This window comes from Neoaquamicrobium sediminum (assembly GCF_013240295.1).
Lineage (GTDB): Bacteria > Pseudomonadota > Alphaproteobacteria > Rhizobiales > Rhizobiaceae > Aerobium > Aerobium sediminum.
In genome coordinates this window covers 1,703,343-1,721,307 of sequence record NZ_JABETK010000001.1, presented here as the reverse complement: position 1 = coordinate 1,721,307, position 17,965 = coordinate 1,703,343, and the positions used below count along the sequence as shown (strand labels likewise).

The 17,965-nt window shown below is 64.3% G+C and carries 23 protein-coding genes and 3 pseudogenes; 22 read left to right on the top strand and 4 right to left on the bottom strand.

Annotated elements, in window-relative coordinates:
• The first annotated feature begins 126 nt into the window (after positions 1–126).
• From HK436_RS08405 to leuB, 11 genes are all read left to right on the top strand, one after another.
• The gene (locus HK436_RS08405; RefSeq protein WP_173188795.1) at positions 127–453 is read left to right on the top strand and encodes an ArsR/SmtB family transcription factor; all 327 of its coding nucleotides are present in this window, start codon (positions 127–129) and stop codon (positions 451–453) included.
• Positions 450–860 (top strand): SRPBCC family protein, encoded by a 411-nt coding sequence (locus HK436_RS08400; RefSeq protein WP_173188794.1) that lies wholly within the window; start codon positions 450–452, stop codon positions 858–860. The genes HK436_RS08405 and HK436_RS08400 overlap by 4 nt, the downstream gene beginning before the upstream one ends.
• 25 nt (positions 861–885) lie before the next feature.
• Positions 886–1,350 carry a DUF1801 domain-containing protein gene (locus HK436_RS08395; protein WP_173188793.1) on the top strand — a complete coding sequence of 155 codons (465 nt, stop codon included), beginning with the start codon at positions 886–888 and terminating at the stop codon, positions 1,348–1,350.
• Between the two features lie 37 nt (positions 1,351–1,387).
• Positions 1,388–1,801 carry a DUF1801 domain-containing protein gene (locus HK436_RS08390; RefSeq protein WP_173188792.1) on the top strand — a complete coding sequence of 138 codons (414 nt, stop codon included), beginning with the start codon at positions 1,388–1,390 and terminating at the stop codon, positions 1,799–1,801.
• 11 nt (positions 1,802–1,812) lie between these two features.
• On the top strand, positions 1,813–2,043 hold the full coding sequence (locus tag HK436_RS08385) for a hypothetical protein (RefSeq protein WP_173188790.1): 231 nt from the start codon (positions 1,813–1,815) through the stop codon (positions 2,041–2,043).
• Between the two features lie 318 nt (positions 2,044–2,361).
• On the top strand, positions 2,362–2,967 hold the full coding sequence (gene leuD, locus HK436_RS08380; RefSeq protein WP_173188788.1) for a 3-isopropylmalate dehydratase small subunit: 606 nt from the start codon (positions 2,362–2,364) through the stop codon (positions 2,965–2,967).
• A gap of 8 nt (positions 2,968–2,975) precedes the next feature.
• Complete coding sequence (locus HK436_RS08375; protein WP_173188786.1) at positions 2,976–3,212, top strand: DUF2798 domain-containing protein; 237 nt, start codon at positions 2,976–2,978, stop codon at positions 3,210–3,212.
• Positions 3,213–3,282: 70 nt separating this feature from the next.
• Positions 3,283–4,098 carry an Ivy family c-type lysozyme inhibitor gene (locus HK436_RS08370; RefSeq protein WP_173188784.1) on the top strand — a complete coding sequence of 272 codons (816 nt, stop codon included), beginning with the start codon at positions 3,283–3,285 and terminating at the stop codon, positions 4,096–4,098.
• Between the two features lie 7 nt (positions 4,099–4,105).
• A complete protein-coding gene (locus tag HK436_RS08365; protein WP_173188782.1) occupies positions 4,106–4,495 on the top strand; it encodes a RidA family protein in 390 nt (129 codons plus the stop codon).
• Positions 4,496–4,514: 19 nt separating this feature from the next.
• Positions 4,515–5,816 carry an NAD(P)H-dependent oxidoreductase gene (locus HK436_RS08360; protein ID WP_173188780.1) on the top strand — a complete coding sequence of 434 codons (1,302 nt, stop codon included), beginning with the start codon at positions 4,515–4,517 and terminating at the stop codon, positions 5,814–5,816.
• Positions 5,817–5,889: 73 nt separating this feature from the next.
• Complete coding sequence (gene leuB / locus HK436_RS08355) at positions 5,890–6,996, top strand: 3-isopropylmalate dehydrogenase (RefSeq protein WP_173188778.1); 1,107 nt, start codon at positions 5,890–5,892, stop codon at positions 6,994–6,996.
• A 40-nt stretch (positions 6,997–7,036) separates the two neighbouring features.
• Here the strand turns inward: leuB and HK436_RS08350 are convergent, their stop codons facing one another.
• Positions 7,037–7,201 carry a peptide ABC transporter permease gene (locus HK436_RS08350; RefSeq protein WP_173188776.1) on the bottom strand — a complete coding sequence of 55 codons (165 nt, stop codon included), beginning with the start codon at positions 7,199–7,201 and terminating at the stop codon, positions 7,037–7,039.
• Between the two features lie 147 nt (positions 7,202–7,348).
• On the opposite strand from HK436_RS08350, the gene HK436_RS32320 reads away from it, so the two are divergent.
• The 3 genes from HK436_RS32320 to HK436_RS08340 all read left to right on the top strand — a co-directional run bounded on the left by HK436_RS32320 (position 7,349) and on the right by HK436_RS08340 (position 9,128).
• On the top strand, positions 7,349–7,480 hold the full coding sequence (locus HK436_RS32320) for a hypothetical protein (RefSeq protein ID WP_280515586.1): 132 nt from the start codon (positions 7,349–7,351) through the stop codon (positions 7,478–7,480).
• A 157-nt stretch (positions 7,481–7,637) separates the two neighbouring features.
• A complete protein-coding gene (locus HK436_RS08345) occupies positions 7,638–8,672 on the top strand; it encodes an aspartate-semialdehyde dehydrogenase (protein WP_173188774.1) in 1,035 nt (344 codons plus the stop codon).
• Positions 8,673–8,765: 93 nt separating this feature from the next.
• Entirely contained in the window at positions 8,766–9,128 is a 363-nt protein-coding gene (locus HK436_RS08340) for a GNAT family N-acetyltransferase (RefSeq protein WP_244648612.1), read from the top strand.
• A gap of 79 nt (positions 9,129–9,207) precedes the next feature.
• Here HK436_RS08340 and HK436_RS08335 read toward each other — a convergent pair whose 3' ends face one another.
• The 3 genes from HK436_RS08335 to HK436_RS08325 all read right to left on the bottom strand — a co-directional run bounded on the left by HK436_RS08335 (position 9,208) and on the right by HK436_RS08325 (position 11,583).
• A complete protein-coding gene (locus HK436_RS08335) occupies positions 9,208–9,384 on the bottom strand; it encodes a hypothetical protein (RefSeq protein WP_173188772.1) in 177 nt (58 codons plus the stop codon).
• A gap of 76 nt (positions 9,385–9,460) precedes the next feature.
• Positions 9,461–10,534 (bottom strand): TraB/GumN family protein, encoded by a 1,074-nt coding sequence (locus HK436_RS08330; protein WP_173188770.1) that lies wholly within the window; start codon positions 10,532–10,534, stop codon positions 9,461–9,463.
• A gap of 110 nt (positions 10,535–10,644) precedes the next feature.
• A complete protein-coding gene (locus HK436_RS08325) occupies positions 10,645–11,583 on the bottom strand; it encodes a tyrosine recombinase XerC (RefSeq protein ID WP_173188768.1) in 939 nt (312 codons plus the stop codon).
• Positions 11,584–11,716: 133 nt separating this feature from the next.
• Here HK436_RS08325 and rimM point away from each other — a divergent pair.
• From rimM to HK436_RS08285, 8 genes and pseudogenes are all read left to right on the top strand, one after another.
• A pseudogene (gene rimM / locus HK436_RS08320) lies at positions 11,717–12,249 on the top strand (ribosome maturation factor RimM).
• Positions 12,246–12,955, top strand: a pseudogene (gene trmD / locus HK436_RS08315) (tRNA (guanosine(37)-N1)-methyltransferase TrmD). Before rimM ends, trmD begins: the two co-directional pseudogenes overlap by 4 nt.
• A complete protein-coding gene (locus HK436_RS08310) occupies positions 12,952–13,326 on the top strand; it encodes a DUF4260 family protein (protein ID WP_173188766.1) in 375 nt (124 codons plus the stop codon). The pseudogene trmD and the gene HK436_RS08310 overlap by 4 nt, the downstream one beginning before the upstream one ends.
• Positions 13,327–13,502: 176 nt before the next feature.
• Positions 13,503–14,036 (top strand): 50S ribosomal protein L19, encoded by a 534-nt coding sequence (gene rplS, locus HK436_RS08305; protein WP_173188763.1) that lies wholly within the window; start codon positions 13,503–13,505, stop codon positions 14,034–14,036.
• Positions 14,037–14,253: 217 nt separating this feature from the next.
• Positions 14,254–15,618 carry a dicarboxylate/amino acid:cation symporter gene (locus HK436_RS08300; RefSeq protein WP_173188761.1) on the top strand — a complete coding sequence of 455 codons (1,365 nt, stop codon included), beginning with the start codon at positions 14,254–14,256 and terminating at the stop codon, positions 15,616–15,618.
• A 113-nt stretch (positions 15,619–15,731) separates the two neighbouring features.
• Positions 15,732–16,529: a transporter substrate-binding domain-containing protein gene (locus HK436_RS08295; RefSeq protein ID WP_173188759.1), complete on the top strand. Its 798-nt coding sequence runs from the start codon at positions 15,732–15,734 to the stop codon at positions 16,527–16,529.
• On the top strand, positions 16,526–17,341 hold the full coding sequence (locus HK436_RS08290; protein ID WP_173188757.1) for an amino acid ABC transporter permease: 816 nt from the start codon (positions 16,526–16,528) through the stop codon (positions 17,339–17,341). The genes HK436_RS08295 and HK436_RS08290 overlap by 4 nt, the downstream gene beginning before the upstream one ends.
• A pseudogene (locus tag HK436_RS08285) lies at positions 17,338–17,965 on the top strand (class I SAM-dependent DNA methyltransferase). The gene HK436_RS08290 and the pseudogene HK436_RS08285 overlap by 4 nt, the downstream one beginning before the upstream one ends.

Below are 17,965 nucleotides of genomic sequence, written 5' to 3'. Positions count from 1 at the left end.
GAACAAGGCCTTTCCAGCGTCCGTTGAATCTCCTGCGAAACATGAGCTTCGCGTTCATCTCCCGATCTTGACTTATTCATATCCCTCCGGTTATGGGTTGGAACCATAGCCACAAGGTTATGAATAGTGACCGAACAGCCGCATGAAATCCTCTTCCGGACGCTGGCCGACCCGAGCCGGCGAGCCATCTTCGAGCGGCTCTGTCGCGAGGGAGAACAGACAGTCGGCGCGCTCACCGCGCGCGCCGGCATCTCGCAGCCCGCCGTATCCAAGCATCTCGGCGTGCTCAAACGGGCCGGCCTCGTGCGCGATCGTCATCAGGGCCGGCAGACCCACTACAGCGCCCATCTCGGCGCGCTCGCCCCGCTGATCGACTGGACCCACCGCATGTCCCAGTTCTGGCATCACCGGTTCGACGATCTCGAAGACCTGCTCGAAAGAATGGATCAATGAACGACGCCGCATCCGCACCCCTGTCCGTCGTCGTCGAGCGCGACATCGCCCATCCGCCGGAGAAGATCTGGCGCGCCCTCACCCAACCGCACCTCCTCGAGGAGTGGCTGATGAAGAACCAGTTCAAGCCTGTCGTGGACCACCGCTTCAATCTCAGCGCCGATTGGGGCACCGTCGACTGTCAGGTGCAGTCGGTCGAGGTGAACCGCACGCTCTCCTACACCTGGGACACCAAGGATCTGAGAAGCGTCGTCGTCTGGACGCTGACGCCCACCAGCCGCGGCACCCTCCTGCGCATGGAGCAGTCCGGCTTCCGTCAGGACCAGCAGCCCTATTACCGCGGCGCGACTGTTGGCTGGCCGCGTTTCCTCGACGGGCTGGAACAGGTGCTGGCGCGGATGGATTGAAGGCCCCCGCAAAGGAGCAAACACAATGGCAAACCCATCGATAGGCAAGGATCGCAAGCCGCTGCCGAAGGCGAAGCCCGGCGAGGTCGTGCTTCTCTCCGGCGGCAATCCGCAGATCGCCAAGGGTTATGGCGACGCCCCGGTGCGGGCCTACATCGCGGCCATGCCGGACTGGAAGAGCGATGTCGGCCGCCGCATAGACGCGCTCGTCGTGCAAGCGGTTCCAAACGTGCGCAAGGCCGTCAAATGGAACTCGCCCTTCTATGGCGCTGGCGGCGAGAACCAGGGCTGGTTCCTCGGTTTCCACTGCATGACGAAATACATCAAGGTCGCCTTCTTCAAGGGCGCTTCGCTCGACCCTCTCCCGCCGGTCGGCTCGAAGCAGAAGGATGTGCGCTACCTCCACATCCACGAGGACGGCCGATTCGATGAAGTCCTGTTCGCCGACTGGGTGAAGCAGGCAAGCCGGCTGCCCGGCGAAAAGATGTAGCCGCGCGCCCGGCAACCGGAAGAAAAGGTGACGAAGAATGAACGACATGAACGAGGAAGCGAACCCTTCCCGGCTGATCGACGCCCGGATCGAACAGATGACCGACTGGCGCGGCATGATGCTTGGCCGTCTCCGGGACATCATCAGGCAGGCCGACCCCGACATCGTCGAGGCGGTGAAGTGGCGCAAGCCGTCGAACCCGCTCGGCGTGCCGACCTGGGAGCGCGACGGCATCATCTGCACCGGCGAGACCTACAAGGACAAGGTGAAGCTGACATTCGCACACGGCGCGGCGATCGAGGACCCGGCGGGCCTCTTCAACTCCAGCCTCGACGGCAATGTCCGCCGCGCCATCGATTTCAGCGAAGGCCAGGCCGTCGATGCCGACGCACTCAAGACGCTCGTCCGCGCCGCCGTGGCGCTGAACGTATCGAAGAAGAAAAAGCGCTAGGGACGATTTTCATGAACTGGAACAAATGGATCCGCCAGACCCACCGCTGGGTCTCGGTTTTCTTCGTCGCCATCATTGCGGCCCTGTTCGCTGTGCTCGGCCTCGGGCAGGAGCCCGCCGAGTGGCTCTACCTGATGCCGTTGCTGCCGCTGGCCTTTCTTCTGATCACCGGCGTCTACATGTTCGTGCTGCCATACACGGCAGGCTGGCGCTCCGAACGCCACATAGCCGGCACGGAGTAAGGCCGACCGGGCACGATGACGCCACGGGGATGCGAGCTCGGGTTGACGCAGCGCCAATCACCCCCACTCCGTCTTGCTTCGCAAGCCACCTCTCCCCTAATTAGGGGTAGAGGAAGGGTTCCAGGCGGTTCGTCTAGCGCTTCCTCTACCCCGTCGAACGGGGAGAGGTGGCCGCGAAGCGGTCGGAGTGGGGGTCGACCGCGCGTCCGTTAACCTGGATTCTCCGCCGTGATCGCGGCATCACCCGCTTTGAATTTTCGGGCTTTGTGTGTAAAGCGGGCGGGAAGAAAATCCGAAGGCCGAAAGACAGGCAGAACCATGGACAAGTTCACCAAGCTGACAGGCGTCGCCGCTCCCCTTCCGATCGTCAATGTCGACACCGACATGATCATCCCGAAGGATTACCTCAAGACCATCGAGCGCACCGGGCTCAGCAAGGGCCTCTTCGCCGAGATGCGCTTCAACGAGGACGGTTCGGAGAACCCCGATTTCGTACTCAACAAGCCAGCCTACCGGAACGCACAGATTCTCGTCACCGGCGATAATTTCGGCTGCGGCTCCTCGCGCGAGCACGCGCCATGGGCACTGCTCGATTTCGGCATTCGCTGTGTAATCTCCACCTCGTTTGCCGACATCTTCTACAACAACTGCTTCAAGAACGGCATCCTGCCGATCACCGTCAGCCAGGAAGACCTAGACAAGCTGATGGACGACGCCAGCCGCGGCGCCAACGCCACGCTCACCGTCGACCTCGAGGCAAAGGAAATCCGCGGTCCCGACGGCGGCGTGGTCACCTTCGACCTTGACGACTTCAAGCGTCACTGTCTGCTCAACGGCCTCGATGACATCGGACTGACCATGGAAAAGGCCGGCTCCATCGACGTCTTCGAAAAGCGCAACACCGAAAGCCGCCCCTGGGCTTGAGCTGACGAATGCAGCCGTTCATTCCCAGGCGCTTCGAGCACATCGTGTTCGGGCTTCTCCTGTCTGGCCTGATGTCGTTTCTAGTCTCGGGCCTGTCCACGGTGATTGCGCGCGGCGTCGACGCCAGCCTGCCGTCCGTCTGGCTCGCGGCATGGCTGCCGTCATGGGCGCTCGCCTTTCCGGCCGTTTTGGTGGTGGCGCCATTCGTGCGTCGCATCCTGCGCCACATCGTGCGGGAAAGCTGACCGGGCGATCCCTGTTTCGCGATCGGCGCGAGCCGGCTAAGGTGCCCGCCGCAACAGCACGGGAACCGTCATGTCCTTCGCGTTCAAGACCATTCTTTCCGCAGCCCTGATCGCGCTCGCAGCGTCGCCGGTTGCCGCGCAGGACGATGCGCCCGAAACCGTCCCCTTCGCCGGCGGCGAATTCACGATCACGGAAACCGACGAATACGAGAAGGTGCTGGCCTTCGACGGCCGCGAGCTCGCGCGCGATTACGTCGTCATGCTCGACAGGATCGTCGATGTTCGCGGCACAGCCGTTGCCTTCTTCAGTGTCGGCCCCGGAGGCAACGCCTGCGCGCCGGCAACCGTGATGGTCTGGAAGCCGCAGGACGCGGAGATGACCACCGCGAAACTCGACGAAGAGTGCAACACGCCGGCCGCCGCGGTCTCCGACTACGACGTCTTTTTCGTTCCCTACCTTCTGCCGGGCGACACAGCCGATGTCCGCGCGTGGAACCCGGACGACGGCTTCCGGCTGCAAGGCGTCATCGCCTACGCGCCGGAACCGGGCACCGATTGGGATAGTCTCGACTTGGCCGCCGCCCCGCATCCGCTTGATCTGTTCCGCAACGCGTCCATCTACGCCACGGCGCAATCGCTGCTCGGCGATGCGCTGAGCGAGGTGGCGACGGGCCTCGGCACCTCCAGCGCGCCGGAGGAAGCGGATGGCCTGCTGAGCGCGCGGGGTTGCGTGCCGCATGCCTGTGGCGTCTCCGATACCTTCATGATCGTGGACCGAAACGAAAAGACGCTCTATTTCGCCCAGCAGGGCGAGGAGACGCGCTTCTGGCCGGACCGGACCGAGTGGCCGCAGGCGGCCGCTGCCCTCATTCCCTCCGATTTCTGAGCAGCCGATGACACGCCACCTCATTTCCACCGGCTCGCCCTTCGAGAAGACCGCCGGCTACTCGCGCGCCGTGGTTGACGGCGACTGGTGTTTCGTTGCCGGCACCACCGGCTACGACTACGCCTCCATGACCATGCCCGAAACCGTCGAGGCGCAGACGCGCAACTGCATGGCGACCATCGCTGCGGCACTTCGGGAAGGCGGCTTCACTCTCGCCGACGTGGTCCGCGCCCGCTACTACGTCACCGACCGCGCCTTCGTACAGAAGGTGTTTCCGATCCTCGGCGAGCATTTCGGCGACATCCGCCCGGCCGCGACCATGGTCGTCTGCGAGCTCAACGAGCCGGAGATGAAGATCGAGATCGAGGTGACGGCGCTCCGGCGCGACCGCGAATGAACCGAACGGGGAGGAGAGGATGAACCTTCATGCGTTGCTGCAGGCACGCGCGGACGCAAATGCGCCTGTGCGGGCAGGGCTGATCGGAGCCGGAAAGTTCGGCTCGATGTTCCTGTCGCAAGTGCCGAGCACGCCGGGGCTTCAGGTGACGGTTATTGCCGACCTGTCGCCCGAGCGCGCAAGGCAAAGCTGCCGGGCTGTTGGCTGGAGCGAGGAGCGCATCGCTGCGACCAGTTTCGTTGAGGATGGCGCCGAGCTGTGCGCTTCCGACGCTGTCGATGTCGTCATCGATTCGACAGGTTCGCCGGGCGCCGGCGTGGTTCACGCGCTTGCCGCGATCGAAAACGGCAAGCACATCGTCATGGTCAATGTCGAGGCGGACGTTCTGGCCGGGCCGGCGCTTGCCGCCCGCGCCCGCAAGGCCGGCACCGTTTATTCGATGGCCTATGGCGACCAGCCCGCTCTTGTGTCCGAGATGGTTGATTGGGGGCGTGCCGCGGGCTTTACGGTTCAAGCCGCCGGGAAGGGCACGAAGTACCTGCCTGCCTACCACCAGGTCACGCCCGACGAGGTGTGGACCCACTACGGTCTCACGCCGGATGCCGCGAAGGCGGCCGGCATGAACAGCCAGATGTTCAATTCCTTTCTCGACGGCACCAAGTCGGCCATCGAAATGGCGGCCATCGCCAACGCCTGCGGCCTCGCCGTTCCGGAAGCCGGGCTTTCGTTTCCGCCCTGCGGCGTCGACGACCTTGCTCATCTGCTACGGCCGCGCGCCGTAGGCGGGCAACTCGAAGGCGAAGGCATGGTCGAGGTGATCTCGTCGCTCGAGCGCGACGGGCGGCCTGTCTTCCGCGATCTGCGCTGGGGCGTCTATGTGGTGCTGGAAGCGCCGAACGATTATGCCGCCGCATGCTTCAGGCAATACGGCCTGCCTGTCGATTCCACCGGCCGCTATGCGGCCATGTACAAGCCGTTCCACCTCATCGGGCTGGAGCTCGGCATTTCCGTCCTTTCCGCCGCCCTGCGCGGTGAGCCGACCGGCCACAGCCGCTTCTTCCGTGGTGACGCCGTGGCCGTTGCCAAGCGCGACCTTGCCGTGGGTGACATGCTCGATGGTGAAGGCGGCTACACTGTCTGGGGCAGGCTTATGCCGGCGCGAGCCTCTGTGGCCACGAAGGCGCTGCCGATAGGCCTTGCCCACGGCGTCCGGATCACATGTCCGGTAAAGACCGGCGAGGTCGTTACGCTGAACGATGTCGAGCCGCTTGCCGACACGCCCGCCCTCCAGCTTCGCCGCGAAACCGAGGCGATGGCCTGACATCTGAGCTTGCGCGCCCGCTGCCATGCCGCTAGCAAGACGCCGGCTGAACATTCTTTCGAAAGGTCTTCCCATGACATCGCGCAAACTCCTCCTCCTTCCCGGCGACGGCATCGGCCCCGAGGCGATGGCGGAGGTCAGGAAACTGATCGCGGTGATGAACGCCGACATGAATGCCGGCTTCGAGACCGAGGAAGGCCTCGTCGGCGGCTGCGCCTATGACACGCACGGCGCTTCGATCTCCGATGCCGACATGGACAAGGCGATGGCTGCCGATGCCGTGCTGTTCGGCGCCGTCGGCGGGCCGAAATGGGATGGCGTGCCCTACGAAGTGCGCCCCGAGGCTGGCCTTCTGCGCCTGCGCAAGGAGATGGAGCTCTTCGCCAATCTGCGCCCGGCGATCTGCTACCCCGCTCTTGCCTCCTCCTCGTCGCTCAAGCCCGACGTGGTCGAGGGTCTCGACATCCTCATCCTGCGTGAGCTGACCGGCGGCGTCTATTTCGGCGAGCCCAAGGAGATCATCGACCTCGGCAATGGCCAGAAGCGCGGTATCGATACGCAGGTCTACGACACGTTCGAGATCGAGCGCATCTCGGGCGTGGCCTTCGAGCTGGCGCGGACCCGCCGCAACAAGGTCTGCTCGATGGAAAAGCGCAACGTCATGAAGTCCGGCGTGTTGTGGAACGAGGTCGTCACGGCCACCCACAAGGCGAAATATTCCGACGTCGAACTCACACACATGCTGGCCGATGCCGGCGGCATGCAGCTCGTGCGCTGGCCCAAGCAGTTCGACGTGATCGTCACCGACAATCTGTTCGGCGACATGCTCTCCGACGTAGCCGCCATGCTGACGGGTTCGCTGGGCATGCTGCCGTCGGCCTCGCTCGGCGCGCCGGACGCCAAGACCGGCTCGCGCAAGGCGCTCTACGAGCCCGTGCACGGCTCCGCGCCCGACATCGCCGGCCAGGGCATCGCCAACCCGATCGCCATGATCGCGTCGTTCGCCATGTGCCTGCGCTATTCCTTTAACATGGTCGCCGAGGCCAACCGCCTCGAAGCCGCCATCTCGGCCGTGCTCGACGACGGCCTGCGCACGAAGGACATCATGTCCGACGGCATGACCGAAGTCGGCACCGTCGCCATGGGCGACGCGATCGTGGAGAAGTTCCGGGCGGCCTGATCCGGCAGTGGAAAATGGTCCTCGACGCCGGCGCCACGGCTTATGGCGTCGGCACGCAGGCCGAGACGGCTAACAGCACCGCCAGCAACACGCAGCCGGCAAGTCCGGCGATGAAGATCGCCTTCCGCATCGGTGTACGCAGGACGATCTCGCCCTGACGTGCATCACGGCCCGAAAACTCCTTCTGGCGCTTGAGCTCTGACATGGGTCGGCTCCTTTATCTTGATAATCGGCGCGTCCTTCTGAAGTTCCAACGCAATGTCCGCGAACAGGCCGCGATGATGCTGGCATAGCTGTCATTGACTCTTTACCGGAAGCGCGTAAAAGGCGGGCGCGAACCGGGACAAACGCCATGCGCGGCCTTTTGACGGCATATATTGCATTCTTCTCCCATGGCGGGCTTCTTTCCGCTGCGGGCAGCGATGCCGCACGCGCGCGTTTCACCAAAACTATGGCCAAATCGACGACCGCCAAAACGGTCTGACGTCTCTCGGCCTGCTCGCCCTCTCTCCCCGGGTCCGGCCCGAGGGGCGACCCGCAGCCGGCGGGTTCTTTCCAAAACCAGCGGAGAGCTTGAGCACGATCCTGCGGATGAAATCCGCTTCTCTTGCAGGACCATGCACTGAACAGGAGCAACGGGAATGGGTTTCAAGATTGCAGTCGCCGGCGCCACGGGCAATGTCGGGCGCGAAATGCTCAACATCCTGGAGGAGCGCGGCTTTCCAGCCGATGAGGTCGTCGCGCTCGCCTCGCGCCGCTCGGTCGGCACCGAAGTCTCCTATGGCGACCGCACGCTGAAGGTGAAGGACCTCTCCACCTATGACTTCTCCGACACGGACATCTGCCTGATGTCGGCAGGCGGCAACGTCTCCAAGGAATGGTCCCCGAAGATCGGCCGCCAGGGTTGTGTCGTCATCGACAACTCCTCCGCATGGCGCTACGACGCCGAGGTGCCGCTGATCGTGCCGGAAGTGAATCCGGATGCGATCGAGGGCTTTTCGAAGAAGAACATCATCGCCAACCCGAACTGCTCGACCGCCCAGCTCGTCGTTGCGCTGAAGCCGCTACACGATCACGCGAAGATCCGCCGCGTCGTGGTCGCCACCTACCAGTCGGTTTCCGGTGCCGGCAAGGAGGGCATGGACGAGCTCTTCACCCAGACCCGCGCCGTCTTCGTCGCCGATCCGGTCGAGGCCAAGAAGTTCACCAAACGCATCGCCTTCAACGTCATTCCCCACATTGACGTCTTCATGGAAGACGGCCAGACCAAGGAAGAGTGGAAGGTCACCGCCGAGACCAAGAAGATGCTCGACCCGAAGATCAAGGTCACCTGCACGGCCGTGCGCGTACCGGTTTTCATCGGCCATTCCGAGGCCGTCAACATCGAGTTCGAAAACCCGATCACCGCCGACGAGGCGCGTGAGATCCTGCGCGAAGCTCCCGGCTGTCTGGTCATCGACAAGCGCGAGGACGGCGGCTACATCACCCCGCTCGAATCCGCCGGTGAGGATGCGACATACATATCCCGCATCCGCGAGGACCAGACCGTCGAGAACGGCCTCAACATGTGGGTCGTCTCCGACAATCTGCGCAAGGGTGCTGCGCTCAACACCGTGCAGATCGCCGAGCTGCTGGTCGCCCGCGGCTTGATCCAGCCGAAGAAGCAGGCCGCCTGAATTGACATCGGCCAATGTTGTCCTGCGCCCGGCGGTCACGTCGGACGCGGACAACATAGCCAGGGTCATGCGGGCAAGCCTCGGCTCGTTACCATGGATGCCCATGCTGCACACGCCGGAGGAGGACAGAGGCTTCGTCCGCGGCCACCTGCTCCCGAATCAGAGGGTGAGACGATCGCCGAGGTCGGCGGACGTATCGTCGGCTTCATCGCCGTAGAAGGCGAATGGATCGAGCAGCTCTATCTCGATCCGGCCTGGACCGGCCGCGGCATCGGCAGCCGCCTTCTTGCCCTCGCGACGGCTAACATGCCGGTCTCCAGGCTTCACTGCTTTCAGGCCAATGACGGCGCGCGCCGTTTCTACGAGCGGCACGGTTTCCGGGCCGAAGCCTTCGGCGACGGCTTCGGAAATGAGGAAGGGCTGCCCGATATCACATATGTGCGCCGCGGCACCTGATACGTGAAAACCCGCCCCACAGGCTGCGGAGCGGGCAAAAGGAACATTCACAGGGTTTCGAGAAAGAGGCCTACCCGGCCTACTTCTCTTTCTTGACCGTCGTTGCATCCACCGGGGTCGACATCGATCCCGACGAGATGCTGGCGACTGTCAGCTTGGTGTCCGTCGAAGCGGTTGTATCGCGCTTCATCGGGCAGGCGGCCGCGACCGAAACGGAAAGTCCAAGAACGGCTGCGAGCGTCAAGGCTGTCTTCATGGTGCGTATCCTCTGCTTCGATACGCCCACAGGCTAGCAAGGCGACCCGGTTGCCGCCAAATCACGATTGCCGTGATCACTGCACCGCGCTGACCGTGTAGCCGGCCTCGCGCAGGAGCGAGACGAGGCCCTCGTCGCCGGGCAGGTGCAGCGCGCCCACGGCGATGAACGCGCCGCCGGCATCGATGAACGGCGCGGCGCGTGCGGCCATCGTGTCGTTGCGGGCGGTGATCATGGCCTCCTCGAATGCCGCGAACCCGGCGGCGGACTGTTCGTCCGAAGGCAGCACCGCCCGGAAGAACGGCCAGAACATGCCGGTCTCGCCGTCAAGATAGAGCACGATCATCGTTTCGATGACGTCGTCGATCCGGTCGCCCAGCGCCAGCGTATCCACCAGCCCGCGCATGTGGAATTCCATCGGCAGTGAGGCCATTGCGCCGAGCTGGTCGACGATCGTCTCAAGTCCCTCCAGCGCCTTGCCGTCGGCCTGCGCGCGCTCGGCGAGCTCGATGTCGAGCACTTTCGCGCCGGATGCCTTTCGCGCCAGCTCGCATGCCGGCAGCGCCACCATCGAGGCGATCATCCACGGCTTCATCTTCTGCACGCTGGCCGGTGGTATCCCCCGCTGGTTGAGCGCGGCTTCCGCCGCCGCTCTGTCCTCCTCCGACAGCAGCGAGAACAGCGTCGTGTCGTCGGTGAACATCATCAGTTCCGGCTGTGCGGCCATCGCTGCCATCATCTTCGACTGATCGAGAATTTCGGTGGTTTCGATAACCACGGTCCTGGAGGCCTCGAGTGCGGCCTCCGCATCGTCGCTCAACCGAACCACCCGCGGGTCCGACATGTGCATCGTACCGAACAGATAGGAGGGCTCGACGCCATCCTTCTCGATCCGCCACAACACCGCATCGCCGTTCGCCACGCCGGCCGCTTCCGCCCGTATCTGCTCGAGTTTTGCCGGATCATCCTGCTTCATCGCTGCGATCAGGTCGCGGCCGGTGCATGCCGTAGCGTCATCTCGCGCATTCGCCTGCGTGGCAGCGAACAGCAGTGTCGCGAAGAATGCGATCAGGAAAAGAAGGTTGAACGCCGCGATCAGTCTCAGCGACAGATCGGCAGCGCGCTCGGTTATGGCAGTAGCGGGTTTCATGGCCGGAATCTTGCAGACAAGTGCGGCCAAACCGTTAAGCCAATCGGAAAAATTGCTGGCGTGCGTCCGTCGAGGCTCGCTCCGCTCGCACCTCAAAAATCGCGCAACCTCTACGCCCGGGGATGGGCCGAATCGTAGATGTCGAGCAACCGCGCCGTGTCGACCCCGGTATAGATCTGCGTCGTCGACAGACTGGCGTGGCCGAGCAGCTCCTGGATGGTGCGCAGGTCGCCGCCGCGCGCAAGCAGATGCGTCGCAAACGAATGGCGCAGTGCGTGTGGCGTCGCCGTGTCCGGCAGGTTCAGCGCAGAGCGCAGCTTCTGCATCTCGCGCTGGATGATCGCCGGCTGCAGCGCGCCGCCGCGTGCGCCGCGAAACAGCGGCGCGTCCGCCCCGAGATGATAGGGGCATAGCCGCCTGTATTCGGCAATGGCCCTGTGCGCCACCGGCAGCACCGGCACGAGCCGAGTCTTGCCGCCCTTGCCGGTGACGCGCAGCACCGTCTCCGCGCTGTCGGCAAGGGCTTCGCCCGGCAGTCCGAGCGCTTCGGAGATGCGCAGTCCACAACCATAGAGCAGGGTCAGCACCGCCGCGTTGCGCGCGGCGATCCACGGCTCCTCCGCCAGTTGCTCGCCGGCTGAAACCACCCGCTTGGCGTCGACCGCCGTCAGCGGCTTGGGCAAAGATTTCGGTTGCTTCGGCGCCCGCATGGCGGCCGCGCCGGCGGCATTCGCCAGCCCGCGCCTTTCGAGGAAACGCAGGAAGGAGCGGATGCCCGCCAGCCCCCGGCCCAGTGAGCGCGCCCCCGCGCCACCGTTGCGGCGATACGCCAGGAAAGCGCGCAGGTCGAAGGGTTTCAGCTCGGCGATGTCGGCAATCCCGGGCGCACCACCGCAATGACCGGTCAGGAATTGCAGGAGCTGACGCGTATCGCGCTCATAGGCATCGACCGTCAAGGCCGAAAGCCGCCGCTCAGCGGCAAGCGACGCAAGCCAGTCCTGCCGCGCCTTCTGCAGGTCGGGACGCGCGGAGACAAGGAATTCTTCCATGAAGACCATCCTGCCGCATCGTGGTTAGCAGCGCGTGAATACCGCCCGCCGCTTTCAAAGAAGACGGGAAGGCAAACGCCGCCCCTGCTTGCTCCGGATTGAATTGCGTCGGCCGCACCATTAGAGACGGGCGATGACACAGGATGAAAAATCCGTCCAGATGGCGGTGATCGGCGCGCCGCACGGCGTGAAGGGCGAGGTGCGGGTCAAGACCTTCACCGGCGACCCGTTGGCGCTGGGCGATTACGGCCCGCTGCGCGCGCGGCGGATGGAAGGATCTTCACCGTCGCGGCGATCCGACCGGCAAAGATCGTCGTCGTTGTCCGCTTCAAGGAGATTGCCAGCCGCGAGGCCGCGGAAGCCGTGACCGGCACCGAACTTTTCATCGACCGTTCCGCCCTGCCCGACGATCTCGATGACGATGAATTCTATCACGCCGACCTGATCGGCCTTGCCGTGCGCGACGAAACCGGCTCATCGATCGGCAAGGTCGCAGCGATCCAGAATTTCGGCGGCGGCGACATCGTCGAGGTCGCCCTTGCCGGCAGGCGAACCGTGATGATCCCCTTCACGCTCGCCGCGATCCCCGAAATCTCCGTGCGCGACGGCTTCATCCGCATCGACAGCGCCAGCGCGGGGCTGGTCGACGAGGATGACGGCGAATGAGCTTTTCGGCCACGGTACTGACGCTCTATCCGGAGATGTTTCCCGGCGCGCTGGGCCAGTCGCTGGCAGGCCGTGCGCTGGAGCGCGGCGACTGGTCGCTGGAAGCGGTCCATATCCGCGACTTCGCCACCGACCGTCACCGCACCGTGGACGACACGCCGGCGGGCGGCGGCGCCGGCATGGTGTTGCGGGCCGACATTCTGGCGAAAGCCGTCGATCATGCCGCGCCCGATGGCGACCCCCGCCCCAAACTGCTGATGAGCCCGCGCGGAAAGCCGCTGACCCAGGCACGCGTTCGCGCGCTGGCGGCAGGCCCCGGCGCGGTGATCGTCTGCGGTCGCTTCGAGGGTGTGGACCAGCGGGTGATCGACGCGCGGGGCCTGGAGGAGATGTCCATCGGCGACTACATTCTGTCGGGCGGCGAGCCGGCTGCCCTCGTGCTGCTCGACGCGGTGGTGCGCCTGCTTCCAGGCGTCATGGGCAACGATGCTTCAGGGGCCGAGGAAAGCTTTGAAAGCGGGCTACTCGAGCATCCGCACTACACCCGGCCGCAGGACTTCGAGGGCCGCTCAATTCCCGAGATTTTGACCTCCGGCAATCACGGACGGATCGCCGACTGGCGCCGCGGGAAGCCGAGCGGCTGACGGCCGAGCGGCGGCCGGATCTTTTCGTTGCCCGTCAAACGGAAAAGGGGTCGAAGAAGTGACCCTGTTCCTCCGCCTCGAACATGCCGCGCTGGCGTTTGCGGCGCTCGTCGCCTTCCATATTTCGGGCGGGAGCTGGTGGTTGTTCGCCGCGCTGATCCTGGTTCCGGATCTTTCGATGGCCGGCTATCTCGGCGGACCCAGGGTGGGTGCCTGGTGCTACAATGCAGTGCACACTTGGCTCTCCCCTGCAGCGCTCTGGCTGATTGCACTGGCCGCGGGCGCGCCGCTCCTCGCGCAGATCGCGATCATCCTTGCCGCTCACATCGCGATCGACCGGGCGCTCGGCTACGGCCTGAAGCGCGAAAGTGGCTTTCAGGATACACATCTGGGCCGGATCGGACGGGTGAAGGACGACCGCTCTGCCAGTTGATTCAGCCTTGGATGTGGTGTATGTGCGCCCACGAAACGGCCGATGGCCGGGAATTTAACCAGAACACGTGAATTCGCTCCTGTTCCCTTCTCGATGGATGGGCACTTTCCGAGGCGGTACGGACTGCCGGTGAGACGAGCGCTCTGACGGTTCACAAGAACTAAGGAATCATTCCAATGGACATCATCCGTCAGCTCGAGGCCGAGCAGGCCGCCAAGATCGAGGAAAAGCGCAAGCTCCCCGAATTCCAGCCCGGCGACACCGTTCGCGTACAGGTGCGCGTCACAGAAGGTACGCGTACCCGCGTGCAGGCCTATGAGGGCGTCTGCATCGCCCGTTCCGGCTCCGGCTTCCAGGAAAGCTTCACCGTCCGCAAGATCTCCTACGGCGAAGGCGTGGAGCGCGTGTTCCCGGTTTACTCGCCGCTGGTCGAGGCTGTCGAAGTCGTGCGTCGCGGTAAGGTCCGCCGCGCCAAGCTCTATTACCTGCGCGATCGCCGCGGCAAGTCGGCCCGTATCGTCGAGAACACCGGCGTGCGCGCCCGCAAGCTGAACGATGCGGAGCGCGACGCGCTCGCCGCCGAAAAGGCGCGCATCGAGGCCGAGAAGGTGGCCGCGGCACAGGCGCTTGCTGCCGAGAAGGCTGCTGCCGATGCCGCTGAAAAGGCCGCCGCAGAGGCTGCCGAGAAGGAAAACAGCGCGGCCGAGTAAGCCCGCTCCACATTTCCTGAATTTTGATGATGGCGGCCACTGGCCGCCATTTTCATATGCACGGGGCCGATATTCGAACGAGAATGATTTTCCCACTGGAGATTGGTGCGGAGAATTCGATTTCTATCTGCCACTCGTAACGAGGCGTATATCGAAACGAATTCCGGCTGCCATGCCCCGGATCTGGCTGCCGCCCAACCTTTCAAGGCAAATCGTGATGTCTCGTTCATCCTCTTCCGCTTCGGCCGCTCCCCGGCCGTTCTATTCCTCGTTCGGCTTTCAGGTGCTGGCAGCCATGGTGCTCGGCCTCGTGCTCGGCTTCATCGCCCGCTCGATGGGACCGGACGCCGCCGGCGATCCCAACTGGCTCGCCGCGACGCTCTCCACCGTCGGCTCGATTTTCGTGCAGCTTCTGCGGGCCCTCGTGCCGCCGCTGATCTTTACGGCGATCGTGGCTTCAATAGGCAATCTGCGGCAGCTATCCAACGCCGCCGCACTTGTCTGGCAGACGCTCCTCTGGTTCGCGATCACCGCATTGATTGCGGTGCTGATCGGCATCGCGCTGGGCCTGTTCATCCAGCCCGGTCTCAACACCCAGGTGCTGGCAGAAGCCGCCAAGGAGCCCTCGACTACCGGCTCCTGGCTCGACTTCCTCAAGGGGCTGGTGCCGGCCAACATCTTCGGCCTGCAGGCTTCGACAAGGCTCGCGGACGACGGTGCTACTACGGCACTGGGCTTCAACGTCCTGCAGATCCTGGTGATCTCGATCGCGGTGGGTGCGGCCGCTTTGCGCGTCGGCGAGGCCGCCGAGCCGTTCCTCGCGTTCAACCGCTCGCTGCTGGCGATCGTGCGCAAGGTGCTGTGGTGGGTCATCCGCCTGACGCCCATCGGCACGATCGGCCTGCTCGGCAACGCCGTCGCGCAATATGGCTGGCACACGCTGGCCCAGCTCGGCTGGTATGCGATGGCGATCTATATCGGTCTGGCCCTCGTCATCTTCGGGGTCTATCCGATCCTGCTGGCTCTGCACGGCCTCAACCCGGCGCGTTTCTTCGCCGGTGCCTGGCCGGCGATCCAACTCGCCTTCGTATCGCGCTCCTCGGTCGGCACCATGCCGGTGACCGAGACGGTCACAGAAAAGGCCCTCGGCGTGCCACGCGAATATGCAGCCTTCGCCGTCCCGCTCGGCGCGACCACCAAGATGGATGGCTGCGCGGCGATCTATCCGGCGATCTCGGCGATCTTCGTCGCCCAGTTCTACCATCTCCCGCTCGGTATCGAGGATTACATCCTGATCGTGTTCGTGTCGGTCATCGGGTCCGCCGCCACCGCGGGCCTCACCGGCGCCACCGTGATGCTGACGCTGACACTCTCGACGCTGGGCCTGCCGCTCGCCGGCGTCGGCCTTCTGCTTGCCATCGACCCGATTCTCGACATGGGCCGGACAGCGGTGAACGTCGCCGGCCAGGCCCTGGTGCCGACCATCGTCGCCAAGCGGCAGGGCATTCTCGACCAGCAACGCTACGACAATGCGGGCGATATCGACGTGCTCGATGTGGGCGCCCAGCCGAGCCCCGCCTGACGCCTGGCGACGCCTTGTCCGGTAACCGGCGTGGCGGGATCGAATCCCGCCACGCTTGGCAATCAGGGGTTGGGGAGTCTAGGTTTGCGGCGAAATCACCTCAGGAGACCCCGATGATCCGTCGCTTTGCCTCTTTCGCGGCCTTTGCCGCCACGGTTTTTGTCGCTGCAACCGCGCAGGCGCAGGACCTGCCCGACCTCGGCGGACGCACCGTCGTTATCGTCACCGAGAACGCCTACCCTCCGCTCCAGTTCGTCGACCCCAAGACGGGCGATGCCATCGGCTGGGAATACGATGCACTGAAGGAGATGTCGCAGCGGCTCAACTTCGTCGTCGAGTACCAGAACACGAGCTGGGACGCGATGATCCAGTCGGTCTCCGACGGCCAGTACGACATGGGCATGACCGGTATCACCATCCGCGACGACCGCAGGGAGAAGGTCGACTTCTCCGACCCCTACATGCATTCCGAGATGCGCATGCTCGTGCGCACCGACGAGGAACGCTTCGCCGACGAAAAGGCGTTTGGAGAAAACGACGACCTGCTGATCGCCGCCCAGCCCGGCACAACGCCGTTCTATGTGGCCGTCTATGACATCCTCGACGGCAACGAGGCCAATCCGCGCATCAAGCTGTTTGAGACCTTTGGCGCGACGGTTCAGGCCCTGCGCGCCGGTGACGTCGATCTCGTGATGACCGACGGCGTCGCCGCGCAAGGTTACGTCGATGCCTCGGACGGCGCGCTGAAGATCATTGGCGGCCCGCTCGGCTCGGAGGATTTCGGCTTCATCTTCCCGAAGGGCTCCGATCTGGTGGCGCCGATTAATGCCGCCATCGCCGCTATGGAGGCGGACGGGACGCTCGAGGCGCTGAACCAGAAGTGGTTCCTCGAATACAAGATGGGCGAGTGAGCGCAGCGCATCCGCCCGCGAGCCGGAAGGAGTTTCCCTACTGGCTCGCCGCCGCGATAGCGATAGCCATTGTCATCGCCATTTTCGTCGCGGCGAACGACCTTTATTCGCAGGTCTTCAGCATCGTCGTGCGTGGGCTCGGAATCACCGTCTTCGTTACGGTCATCGGGTTTGCACTCGCCTCCGCGCTGGGCCTCGGCATCGCATTGATGGCCCTGTCGGAGTCGCGCGTCCTGCGACAGGCGGCCCGTTTCTATGTCGAGATCATCCGCGGCGTACCCATCTTGGTACTGCTGTTCTGGATCGCCTTTGCCGGGGTGCCGGCATTCGTGGCAGGCTGGAACTGGGCGACGGCGCCGCTGGCGCAGGCCGGCATCATCGAGCCGCTGCTGGTGCGCGACATCTCGCTTCTGTGGCGCGCCATCGTCGCGCTGACGATCGGCTATTCGGCGTTCATCTCGGAAGTGTTCCGCGCGGGCATCCAGTCGGTCGAGGCGGGACAGATCGAGGCCGCGAAGGCGCTTGGGCTTTCCCGCTTCCAGCGCTTCCGGTTGATCGTCATGCCACAGGCGCTACGTACCATCCTGCCGCCGCTCGGCAACGACTTCGTCGCCATGGTCAAGGATTCCTCGCTGGTCTCCGTCCTCGGCGTCGCCGACATCACGCAGATGGGCAAGGTCTATGCGGCCGGCTCGTTCCGCTTCTTCGAAACCTACTCGATCGTGGCTTATATCTATCTGTTGCTGACCGTCACCCTGTCGCTGGCCTTGCGCGCACTTGAACGCAAACTGAGAAAGGGAGCACACGAATGAGCCACGAGGAAAAGGCGCTCGATCGCGTTTATGCCGCCAAGTCGCCCCGGGAGCTTGAGCGAGCCTATGCCGATTGGGCCGCAGATTACGACCGCGACACGATTGCGCTCGGATACAGCCTGCCCTTCGTGATTGCCGGTTGGGTGGCCCGTCACGTGCCGCACGGCGATGGCCCGTTGCTGGATGCCGGCTGCGGAACGGGCCTGTCGGGGCCTTTTCTGAAAGCACTGGGCTATGACGATCTCGTCGGCCTCGACTACTCGCGCGAGATGCTCGATCTGGCCGGGCAGCGCAACGCCTACCGCGAACTCAGGCAGGCCGAGTTAGGCACGACCCTGCCGTGGCCCGACGACCATATCGCAGCCTTTCTCTCGAGTGGTGTGTTCACGGCGGGCCATGCGCCCGCGTCGAGTTTCGAAGAGCTGGTTCGCATCACGCGCCCGGGCGGCCATGCGATCTTCACCGTGCGCGACCTGTTGCTGGAGGATGGCGGGTTCAGCGACGTTCCGGCGGCTCGAAGATGCGGGACGCTGGCGCAGAGTTGAAGAAAGCGAGCCCTTCCGCGCCTTCGTACTGGCCGAGCCGGAGGTGAAGGTGAAGGCGTTCGTGTTTGAAATCGTTTAA